We start from the raw sequence: 10,879 nt of genomic DNA, 5'->3' as shown, positions 1-10,879 counted from the left end.
CGCCGAGGACGTTCGCCAGTCGCTGCGCCGCATCGAAAACAGTCCGTTCGTCACCAAGCACGACTCGTTGCGAGGCTTCATCTTCGACGTCGCAACGGGCGAGCTCAACGAGGTCACCCTGTAGCTTCACGCTCGGTGCGTGGGGGAGACTGCGCTCCGGTTTAGCAGCCCCATACCAAGCACTGATTTTTTCGCCCAACTCCATTGACAGCGGCGGGTCATGCTGGTTTCATACATGGTAATGCTCATAAACATGACCAATACTACCAACTTTACCAAGAACTGAGGGGTTGATGACCAATCAAGCGACGGCTAGCCCGGCGGCGGGGGACAGCGACCGCCGCCCGGTGCCCGGGCAATACGAATTGAGCCATCTGCGCTCGCTGGAGGCCGAGGCCATTCACATCATTCGTGAGGTCGCTGCCGAGTTTGAGCGTCCGGTCCTGCTGTTCTCCGGCGGCAAGGACTCGATCGTGATGCTGCATCTGGCGCTCAAGGCCTTCCGCCCAGGCCGGCTGCCATTCCCGGTGATGCACGTCGACACCGGTCACAACTTCGACGAGGTCATCGAGACGCGCGACGAGTTGGTCGCCGAGACCGGGGTGCGATTGGTGGTGGCGTCGGTGCAAGACGACATCGATGCCAGCCGGGTCGTCGAGACCATCCCGTCGCGCAACCCGATCCAGACGGTGACGCTGCTGCGTGCGATCCGCGAAAACAAGTTCGACGCGGCATTCGGCGGCGCCCGGCGTGACGAGGAGAAGGCGCGCGCCAAGGAGCGGGTGTTCAGCTTCCGCGACGAATTCGGTCAGTGGGACCCGAAGGCCCAGCGGCCCGAGTTGTGGAACATCTACAACGGCCGACACCACAAGGGTGAGCACATCCGGGTGTTCCCCCTGTCCAACTGGACCGAGTTCGACATCTGGTCCTACATCGGCGCCGAGAAGATCAAGTTGCCGCCGATCTACTACGCGCACCGCCGCAAGGTGTTCGAGCGGGACGGAATGCTGCTGGCACTTCACCGTCACCTGCAGCCCCGCGCCGACGAGAAGGTGTTCGAGACGACCGTGCGTTTCCGCACCGTGGGCGACGTCACGTGTACCGGTTGCGTCGAATCGTCCGCGGCCACCGTAGCGGAGGTCGTCGCCGAGACGGCGGTGTCACGGCTGACCGAGCGCGGCGCCACCAGAGCAGACGACCGGATCTCCGAAGCCGGGATGGAAGACCGCAAGAGGCAGGGGTACTTCTGATGGCAACACTGCTGCGCATCGCAACAGCCGGCTCCGTCGACGACGGCAAGTCCACGCTCATCGGGCGGCTGCTGTATGACTCCAAGGCCGTCATGGAAGACCAGTGGGCCTCGGTAGAAGCGACCTCAAAGGAACGCGGCCACGACTACACCGACCTGGCGCTGGTCACCGACGGGCTGCGCGCCGAACGCGAACAAGGCATCACGATCGATGTCGCCTACCGCTACTTCGCCACTCCCAAGCGCAAATTCATCATCGCCGACACGCCGGGACACGTCCAGTACACCCGCAACATGGTGACCGGGGCCTCCACCGCGCAGTTGGCCATCGTGCTCGTCGACGCCCGCCACGGTCTGCTCGAGCAGTCCCGTCGGCACACCTTCCTGGCGTCGCTGCTGGGCATCGAGCACATTGTGCTCGCGGTCAACAAGATGGACCTGATCGATTGGGACGAAGAGGCTTTCGAGGCCATTCGCGATGACTTCCACGCCTTCGCTACCCGCCTCGATGTGCACGACGTGCTCGCCATCCCGATGTCAGCGCTGCACGGCGACAACGTGGTTACCAAGTCGGATCGCGCCCCGTGGTACGACGGGCCGGCGCTGCTGTCGCATCTGGAGGAGGTCTTCATCGCCGGTGACCGCAACCTGGTCGACGTCCGATTCCCGGTCCAGTACGTGATCCGGCCGCAGACCCGCGACCATCAAGACCACCGCAGCTACGCCGGCACCGTGGCCAGCGGTGTGATGCGTCCTGGCGACGACGTGGTGGTGCTGCCGACGGGCAAGCCCAGTCGGATCATCGCGATCGATGGGCCGACCGGGCCGGTGGCAGAAGCGTTTCCGCCGATGGCTGTTTCGGTCAGCTTGGCTGACGACATTGACATCTCGCGCGGGGACATGATCGCCCGGCGCACCAATCAGCCGAGGGTTGCCCAGGAATTTGATGCGACCGTGTGCTGGATGGCGGATGCCGCGGCGCTGGAGCCCGGGCGTGACTATCTCATCAAGCACACCACGCGGACTACGCGGGTACGGGTCACCGAGCTGGACTACCGGCTCGATGTCAACACGCTTCGCCGCGACACGTCCGCGGAGGCGTTGCAGCTCAACGAGCTTGGCCGCGTTTCGCTGCGCACGCAGGTGCCGTTACTGCTCGACGAATACACCCGCAACCCGAGCACCGGGTCGTTCATTCTGATCGATCCCGACACCAACGGGACCGTGGCCGCGGGCATGGTGTTGCGCGAAGTCGCGGCACGGTCGTCGAGCCCGAACACGGTGCGGCACAAGTCGCTGGTGACCGCCGAGGACCGGATGTCGCGAGGTCGCACCTTGTGGTTCACCGGACTGTCGGGTTCCGGCAAGTCGTCGGTGGCGATGGTGGTCGAGCAGAAGCTGCTCGAAAAAGGTGTCCCCGCTTATGTTCTCGACGGCGACAACTTGCGCCACGGTTTGAATGCCGATTTGGGCTTTTCCATGGCCGACCGTGCGGAGAACCTGCGTCGACTGGCGCATGTGGCGGCGCTGATCGCCGATTCCGGGCACACCGTGCTGGTGCCGGCGATCAGCCCACTGGCCGAGCATCGCGACCTGGCCCGTCGGGTGCATGCCGACGCCGGGCTCGACTTTCTCGAGGTATTCTGCGACACACCACTCGAGGATTGCGAGCGCCGAGACCCCAAGGGGCTCTACGCCAAAGCGCGTGCGGGTGAGATCACGCATTTCACCGGTATCGACAGCCCGTACCAGCGGCCGAAGAATCCCGATCTGCGGCTTACGCCGGACCGCGGCTGCGACGAGCTGGCGCAGCAAGTCATCGACCTGATCGAGTCGCGAAGTTGAGCGACCACAGCGACCACGATGTGGCGGCGCGACTCGCCACCGAAGCTGGCCAGTTGCTGCTCGCGGTCCGCGACGAGTTGGCCGATGCCACGCAAGCCGAGCGAAAAGCGGCGGGGGACAAGCGGTCCCACGATTATCTGATGGATGCGCTGGCACGCGAACGCCCGGACGATGCGGTGCTCTCCGAAGAAGGAGCCGACGACCCGGTGCGGTTGCGCTCCGAGCGGGTGTGGATAGTCGACCCGTTGGACGGGACCCGGGAGTTCTCCGAACTCGGCCGTAAAGACTGGGCCGTGCACGTCGCGCTGTGGCAATCCGGTGATCTGGTCGCCGGCGCGGTTGCGCTACCCGCACAGGGTGTCACGTTGGCCACACCCGATCCCGCGCCGCCGCCGGCGTACGCGGGATCGCCCCGGATCGTGGTCTCGCGCACCCGTCCGCCGGCGATCGCGCTGCAGGTCCGCGACCACCTCACCGGCACGCTGGTCGAGATGGGATCGGCCGGCGCGAAGGTCGCCGCGGTGGTGCAGGGTGTGGCCGACGTGTACGTACACGCCGGTGGACAGTACGAATGGGATTCGGCGGCGCCGGTGGCGGTAGCTCGCGCGGCCGGTTTGCACACCTCGCGTCTGGATGGTTCACCGCTGGAGTACAACCGACCCGATCCGCTGCTGCCGGATCTGGTGGTGTGCCGACCCGAATTCGCCGACGCCGTGCTGCGGGTGACCAGTTGAGCCACCCCGGCGCTTAACCTTGCGATGGGAGGATCGTGTCCATGCGCATGTCGGCCAAGGCGGAGTATGCGGTGCGGGCAATGGTCCAGTTGGCCACCGTCGATGGCGGCGTGCGGGTCAAAACCGAAGACCTGGCGAACGCCCAGGGCATCCCGCCGCAGTTCCTCGTCGACATCTTGTCCGACCTGCGCACCGACCGCCTGGTGCGCAGCCACCGCGGTCGCGACGGTGGATATGAATTGGCTCGCCCAGGTAGCGAAATCAGCATCGCCGACGTGTTGCGGTCCATTGACGGCCCGCTGGCCAGCGTCCGCGACGTCGGTCTGGGCGATCTGCCGTACTCCGGGCCGACCGCGGCGCTGACCGACGTCTGGCGGGCATTGCGCGCCAGCATGCGGTCGGTACTGGAGGAAACGACGCTGGCCGACGTCGTGGCGGGTGCCCTGCCGAACCACGTCGATCGGATGGCCCACGACTATCGCGACCAGGAAAGCAGGCGCCACGGCCCGCGCAATGTCGGCTAGGCCGGCCCGCCTGACCCGTAGGGCCGGGTGAGGATTTCCAGGAAATGGACGCCGGGGTCGCGGAAATAGACCCCGCGGCCCCCGTCTCTGGTGTTGATCTCGCCCGGTCGATGACCGCCCGGGTCGGCCCAGTGCTGCAGCCCGCGGGATTGGATCTTGCCGTAGATCGCGTCGAAGTCGTCCTCCGAGACCAAGAAGGCGTAATGCTGCGGTCGGATTTCCTCGCCGTCGGGCACATCGGCATAGTCGAGGCTCGCGCCGTGCTCGATCGTGACGGTCATGAAGTGGCCGAACGGCACCGGACTCGGCAACCCGAACAGCTCGGTGAGAAATTCCGCGGACTCCCGCTTATCGCGGGCGGCGACGATGGTGTGGTTGAACTCGATAGGCATTGTGTTTGCCAGTCAACCACTCTGGGCAGCCCGTCACAATGCCGCAAAGCGCTACTTTGGCGCGGTCAGTTCCAAGGCGATGTTGTCCGGGTCGCGGAACTCCAGGATGTACGACGGCCCGATGTCCTTGACCGGCTCGTGGTCGATGCCAAGATCGTCGAGATGCAGTGCTGCGGCGTCTAATTCGGCCTTATCGGCCGACCTGAACGCGATGTGGTCCAGCCCGCAGCGGTCCTCGTGGAAGCGATCGGTGGCGACCGGTCGCAGGGCGATCAGCGCGCCGCCCATGTCGTAGATGACCCCGCCGAACAAGAACGCGAGTTGGTTGCGGGTCGCTTCGTCGGCGTTGTCCGGGATCTCGATCAGAACGGGCCACCCGAAGACGCTCTCGTAGAACCGTCGGGAACGCTCGATGTCGCTGACGGTGAGCCGTACATGCGCGATGGAATTGGCGGTGATGCCCATCCCAGACATGGTGCCACTGCGCAGCGTGCGAGCATCGACCGGTCTGCATGCCAGAATCGCCGTCGTGCAGATATCGATGACCATGCCGGTCATGGAGCCGGACTTGGATGCTGCCGTGCTGCGGGACTGGGCGCGTGCGATCGATGACGGCCCGTTCGCGTCGTTGTGTTGGGGCGAGCGGATGGCGTTCGACAACCCGGAAACGTTGACGCTGATGGGCGCGTTGGCCGCGTGGACCGATCGGGTGCGGTTGGTGACGACTGTGATCGTGCCTCAGCTGCACGACCCGGTGATGCTGGCCAAGGCGCTGGCGACCGGGGACATACTGTGTGGCGGGCGGCTGACTGTGGGCATCGGCGTGGGCGGCCGAATCGAGGACTATCAGGCCGTCGGCGCGGACCCAACGACGCAGACCATGCGTGGCATGGCCGAGCGGGTGGCGGTCATGAAACGAGTGTGGGCGGGCGAGAAGGTTACCGAGTCGGTGCTGCCGGTCGGGCCGGCGCCGGTTCAGGCGGGTGGGCCGCCGCTGCTGATCGGAACCATCGGGCCGAAGACGCTGCGCAGCGCCGCGGCCTGGGCCGACGGCCTTGCCGGAACCACGTTGGACCTCGATGTGGCTAAACAGAACGAGCTGTTCGACGTGGCGCGCGCCGCCTGGGCCGCGGCCGGCAAGCCCAAACCGCACCTGATCACATCGTTCTGGTTCGCTCTCGGTGCGGTCGACCGTGCCCGATCACAGGTGCACCGGCATCTGCGGCGCTACATGAACTGGATACCGGCCGAGTACATCGACGCGATGGCGCCGACCACCGGGTTCGCCGGTAGCGAGCGGGAACTGGTCGCGGCATTGCGCAAGTTCGAAGCGGTCGGCGCCGACGAAATTCAGCTCATCCCAACCAGTTCCGATCTCGATCAGGTTCAGCGGGTGGCCGATTTGGTCAGCGCGATCTAGACAGAGCGCGCTGTATGCGGGCTCCAACAGCGCGTTCGGATCGCCGCGGGAGATACTGGGCCGGTGTTTGAGCGCAACGTGTTGGGCGGCCCGCTAGAACCATGTGGCAGCGACCCGCTCACCGGCTTCTACCGCGACGGCTGCTGTTCGACCGGGGACGAGGATCTCGGTTTACACACGATCTGCGCCGTGGTGACCGCCGAGTTCCTGGAGCACCAGCGTGCGATAGGAAACGACCTTTCAACGCCGAGGCCGCAGCTGCGGTTTCCCGGGCTGGTACCCGGGGACCGCTGGTGTGTGACCGCCGGGAACTGGCTGCTGGCGTACCGCGACGGTCGCGCCGCCCCCGTGGTGCTGGCCGCTACTCACGAGCGCACCCTCGACGTGGTGCCCCTTGAGGCCCTGCGGGCGCACGCCGTCGACGTGCCCGACGATCTAGGCAGCTTGTAGGCCGCGGCGGTAATATCCCGGGGCATGCCGATTGGCCGTCGCAAGGTCTTGGGTGAAGCGGGCCTGGCCTTGGCGCCGCGGCCGCGACCGGTGCAGGGGTTGAGTCAATGACTGACGGCGCGGCACGCTTTGGCGATCCCCGCCTACCCGCTGAAACGATCACCTCGCAATCGCACCTGTTCCATCTGGCCGCCCTGCCCCCCACCACCTATGACGGCGGGACACAGCAACAGGCACAGGAAGATAATTTCCCGATACTCAAAGGTCAAGAGGCCAGCATCCAGCTGATCACGTTGCAGCCCGGGGCTATTCGCGAGCCGCACTGGCATCCCAGCGCGTGGGAGATCAATCTGGTCACCAAAGGAGTCGCGACCTGGGTCCTCATCGACGGGAACGGCAACCACGAGAGTTTCGACGCCCACGTCGATGACCTCGTGTTCGCACCCCAGGGTTCCTTCCACTACTTCGAGAACCGCGGCAAGGAAGACCTGGACGTGCTGATTATCCAGAACACCAGTGCGCCTGAAGACAAAGACAACGTCGGCGTAGGCGAGTCCTTGAGTCAGCTTCCGCCCCAAGTGTTGTCCGCCGTCTTCGGTGTTCCCACAGAGACGTTCAAGTCCTTCAAAAAGTTCGACAACGCAATCACCATCCTGCGATCGCACTAGCAAGGACGCCGTTCCCGCCTAGACCGGTCCTGACCGCAGGGGTAATTTCTCAGGATGCCGATTAATCGCCGCAAGGTCTTGGGTGGAGCGGGCCTGGCCGGCGCCGCAGCGGCGACCGGTGTAGGCGTCGACCGTCTTATTACCGGCGGCACCTCCGGCTTTCGCATTGATAGGGAAGAGCCGATGCCCGACGATGCGGCACTGTTTGGTGATCCCCGTCTCCCCGCCGAGACGATCACCTCGAAATCGCACCTGTTCCATCTCGGCGATTCGCCCGTCACCAGGTACGACGGGGGCTGGTTTCAGCAGGCGGACGAGGACAATTTTCCGATACTCAAAGGTCAACAGGCCAGCATCGTGCTGCTCACATTGCAGCCCGGAGGTATCCGCGAGCCGCACTGGCATCCCAGCGCGTGGGAGATCAACATTGTCACCAGCGGAGTCGCGGCGTGGGTCGTCGTCGACGGGAACGGCAACCACGAGAGCTTCGACCAAGATGTCGGCGACGTCGTGTTCGCACCCCAGGGGTCCTTCCACTACTTCGAGAACCGCGGCCCGGCCGACATGAAAATAGTGATCATCCAGAACACCAGTACCCCCGAATCCAAAGACAACATCGGCATAGGTGAGTCCTTAAGTCAGCTTCCACCGCGGGTGTTGTCCGCCGTCTTCGGCGTTCCCGCAGAGACGTTCAAGCCCTTCAAAAAGTTCGACAACGCGATCGTCATCCTGCGATCGCACTAGCCAATACTCGAGGCGTCAGCGCGATCAAGCACCTCAACCCGCCCGGAAGATATAGCCTTCCGGCCATGATGCGTGTCGCGATCGTGGGCGGTGGAGCTGCGGGTGTGCTCGCCGCAGTGCATCTGCGCCGGAGCAAGCCAGACGCACAGATCACGTTGATCGATGCGTCCGGTCGTCCCGGCACAGGCGCGGCGTACGGCACCAATGACCCAACGCACCTGCTGAACGTTCCCGCGCAGCGCATGTCTGCATGGCCAGACGATCCCGATCACTTCTGCCGTTGGCTCGACGAACGAGCTGTCACGCCGCTCGAGAGCTTCGCACCGCGTCTCGCGTACGGCCGCTACCTAAAAGAACAGCTCGCGGTCGCCGACGTGCGGATCCAGACTGCCGAGGTTGTCGGGGTGGTGCCGGGCGCGCCCGTGCACTTAGCGCTGAACGATGGCCGATCGCTATCGGCCGACGCCGTTGTGCTCGCGTCGGGGCGCCCCGACGGTGGCATGCCCGAATCGTTGGAACGCGCTTTCGCTCCGGTGTTGGCCGCAGGCGCCGACGGCAAGGTGGTGCTGGATCCATGGGCGCCAGGCGCGCTCGCGGGTCTTAGCGGGCGCCGGCCCGCAAGCGTCTTGGTGATCGGTACGGGACTCACGGGCGTCGACGTCGCGCTGCATCTCATTGCCCGTGGCGCCACGGTCACGCTGCTGTCGCGTAATGGCTCGCTCCCACGCCGATTCCGCGCCACCGGCGCGCCGACGGAGTTGCCTAACGTCGATGCGCTCCCTGCCGAGGTGTCGCTTGAGCAATTGCGCGCCGCGCTCGCTGCTGATCTCGCGCACGCGCGCAAAGCCGGTTTGGACTGGCGACAAGTGATCGACGCACTGCGGCCCCGGACAGCCCGGCTGTGGCGGTCGTTGGGGTGGGAAGACCAGCGCCGGTTTCTGCGCGAGGACTTGCGGCAGTGGGACGTGCTTCGCCACCGCATGCCGCCCACGCTTGCCGATGCGGTCTATGCCGCGATCGACAATGGCCAACTGATCATCGAGGCGGGCGAAGTCGCCGATGTGTTGTTGTACGGCGATGGCGTTGAACTTGTTGTGACAACGAGCGACCAACCAGTGCGTCGGCGCGGTGACGCGGTGGTGGTCGCTACCGGCGCCATGTGGGATCGGCGGTCCCTGCAACGCTCCGCGCTCTGGGCGAACCTGTTGTCCACCGGGGTCGCGTCGATGCACCCGTGCGGCATAGGCGTGCGACTCGATGCGGACGGCCACCTCATCGACGGGGCCGGGAGAACGGTCCTGGACATCGTCTGTCTCGGCTTGATCCGCCAAGGCGAGTTGTGGGAGACCACTGCGATTCCCGAAATCCGTGCCCAAGCGGCTGCTATCGCGGAGCTGCTCGCCGACGACACGCGCGACCGTCCGGTGCGGGCGCCCAGTCTCGTCACGGCTGCGCCGGAATTGAGTGGTGCGGCCGCTTCGTATGCCGAGGGTGTGCGTCGCCTGCTCGCCGTCCAAGACGGCGCGTCGGTCGCCTTCGCTGCCGCGGTCGCGGAAGATCCGCACCACGCGCGTGCGCACGTCGCGCTCGCGATGATTGCCACCGAACGGCCCGACCGCGCGGGCGGGCCTGACGCGGTCGCCGGCCACCTCGCTCGAGCGCGCGCGGCGCTTGCACATGGCAGCGACGAAGACCGCAGCCACGTCGAGGCCATCGCGACGTGGTGCGAGAAGGGAAACGCGGCGGGCACCGACGCACTCATCGACCATCTCGAGCGGGTACCGGACGACGCAGTCGCATTGCTGGTGCTCGCGCCGTCGATCGCGTTCGCGGGGGCCGGCGACGCGTTGCCGGACGCGTGGCAGTACGTCGAGCAATTCACTGGCGTGCACGGCGAGGCGCCATGGTATCTCGGCCTGCGCGCCTACGGCCGAACAGAGCAGGGCCTCTGGTACGACGCAGCCGACCTGGCTGATGCCGCGCTCGAACTCGATCCAGGCAATGGCAATGCCGCGCATGCGCTTTCGCACGTGCACTACGAGACCGACGCGCATGGGGCCGGGCTGAAATGGCTGACGGACTGGATCCCGAGCGACGGCAGCACGCAGCGTTACCTCCCGCACTTTCAGTGGCACGCCGCGCTGCACGAGCTTGCGATGGGCGACGCGGCTGCCGCGGCGCGTCGGTACGCCGCGTTTCTCGCGCCACCCCACTCGAAGGACGTGCGCTGTCTCGTCGATGCCGGTTCGCTCGCATGGCGGGCGCGCCTGCATCCGGATTGGGTTACTCCACCTGATCCGATGCCGGTGCTCGCTGAGGCCGGCTCGCTTGCGTCTGCGCCGCAAACGCCTTTCATCGCATTCCACGCGCTGCTCGTATTGGCCGCCGCGAATGATCCGGCCGCGATTCGCGCGATCAAAGTTCCGGCTGCGACCGATGCGCAAGCAACGACGTTGCGTCTCATCGGCGAAGGTCTTATTGCGTTGACTGCGGGTGAGCCACGCGCCGCGCTCGACTACCTCCTCGAATCGCTCGCCGGGCTTCCGTCGATTGGCGGTAGTCGTGTGCAACAAGAAGTGATCCTCGAAACGGCGTTGGCCGCGATGCTCCAACTCGGTGCGCCGGGTCAAGCAGCGCGCCTCTTGTCGCGACATCGCGCTGCGCCCGGGCCGCAAGTAACCCGCGGCACCGTGAACTGACCCGGTGATTGTCGTCAGTAGTTCTCGTCGGTGTTGGGCGACAACGCGGAAAGGATCGCCGGGTTCACGTAGGTCTCAGACGGCCTCGAAGGTCATGGCGACGCCGTGCCGGCGGCCGCCAGGGTGGCGGCCACTCGCCGGATGTTTTCGGGGC

General features: G+C 65.7%; 9 protein-coding genes and 3 pseudogenes. 10 read left to right on the top strand and 2 right to left on the bottom strand.

Annotated elements, in window-relative coordinates; translation table 11 throughout:
• The 5 genes and pseudogenes from WAN71_RS17310 to WAN71_RS17290 form a co-directional block, all read left to right on the top strand.
• Positions 1-124: pseudogene (locus WAN71_RS17310) on the top strand (carbonic anhydrase); the annotation flags it as partial.
• A gap of 111 nt (positions 125-235) precedes the next feature.
• Positions 236-1,250, top strand: a pseudogene (gene cysD / locus WAN71_RS17305) (sulfate adenylyltransferase subunit CysD).
• The gene (gene cysC / locus WAN71_RS17300; RefSeq protein ID WP_422226504.1) at positions 1,250-3,094 is read left to right on the top strand and encodes an adenylyl-sulfate kinase; all 1,845 of its coding nucleotides are present in this window, start codon (positions 1,250-1,252) and stop codon (positions 3,092-3,094) included. Before cysD ends, cysC begins: the two are co-directional and overlap by 1 nt.
• Complete coding sequence (locus WAN71_RS17295) at positions 3,091-3,828, top strand: 3'(2'),5'-bisphosphate nucleotidase CysQ (RefSeq protein WP_422226503.1); 738 nt, start codon at positions 3,091-3,093, stop codon at positions 3,826-3,828. The genes cysC and WAN71_RS17295 overlap by 4 nt, the downstream gene beginning before the upstream one ends.
• 41 nt (positions 3,829-3,869) lie before the next feature.
• Positions 3,870-4,352: an Rrf2 family transcriptional regulator gene (locus tag WAN71_RS17290; protein WP_422226502.1), complete on the top strand. Its 483-nt coding sequence runs from the start codon at positions 3,870-3,872 to the stop codon at positions 4,350-4,352.
• On the opposite strand, the gene WAN71_RS17285 is transcribed toward WAN71_RS17290, so the two are convergent.
• A complete protein-coding gene (locus WAN71_RS17285; protein WP_422226501.1) occupies positions 4,349-4,744 on the bottom strand; it encodes a VOC family protein in 396 nt (131 codons plus the stop codon). The two genes, WAN71_RS17290 and WAN71_RS17285, sit on opposite strands and share 4 nt — an antisense overlap.
• Positions 4,745-4,795: 51 nt before the next feature.
• On the bottom strand, positions 4,796-5,209 hold the full coding sequence (locus tag WAN71_RS17280; protein ID WP_422226500.1) for a VOC family protein: 414 nt from the start codon (positions 5,207-5,209) through the stop codon (positions 4,796-4,798).
• Positions 5,210-5,285: 76 nt separating this feature from the next.
• Between WAN71_RS17280 and WAN71_RS17275 the strand changes: the two genes are divergently transcribed.
• From WAN71_RS17275 to WAN71_RS17255, 5 genes and pseudogenes are all read left to right on the top strand, one after another.
• Positions 5,286-6,164, top strand: a complete 879-nt coding sequence (locus tag WAN71_RS17275; RefSeq protein WP_422226505.1) for an LLM class flavin-dependent oxidoreductase — start codon at positions 5,286-5,288, stop codon at positions 6,162-6,164.
• A gap of 63 nt (positions 6,165-6,227) precedes the next feature.
• Positions 6,228-6,614: a DUF2237 family protein gene (locus WAN71_RS17270; protein WP_422226499.1), complete on the top strand. Its 387-nt coding sequence runs from the start codon at positions 6,228-6,230 to the stop codon at positions 6,612-6,614.
• Positions 6,615-6,638: 24 nt separating this feature from the next.
• Positions 6,639-7,282: pseudogene (locus WAN71_RS17265) on the top strand (cupin domain-containing protein).
• A gap of 54 nt (positions 7,283-7,336) precedes the next feature.
• Positions 7,337-8,026, top strand: a complete 690-nt coding sequence (locus WAN71_RS17260) for a cupin domain-containing protein (RefSeq protein WP_422226498.1) — start codon at positions 7,337-7,339, stop codon at positions 8,024-8,026.
• Between the two features lie 65 nt (positions 8,027-8,091).
• Complete coding sequence (locus WAN71_RS17255) at positions 8,092-10,725, top strand: FAD/NAD(P)-binding protein (protein ID WP_422226497.1); 2,634 nt, start codon at positions 8,092-8,094, stop codon at positions 10,723-10,725.
• The last annotated feature ends 154 nt before the right edge of the window (positions 10,726-10,879 follow it).

It is taken from the genome of Mycobacterium sp. (assembly GCF_049280035.1).
Taxonomy (GTDB): Bacteria; Actinomycetota; Actinomycetes; order Mycobacteriales; family Mycobacteriaceae; genus Mycobacterium.
The sequence above is the reverse complement of the archived record's forward strand: the minus strand, read 5'-3'. Positions and strand labels throughout refer to the sequence as shown.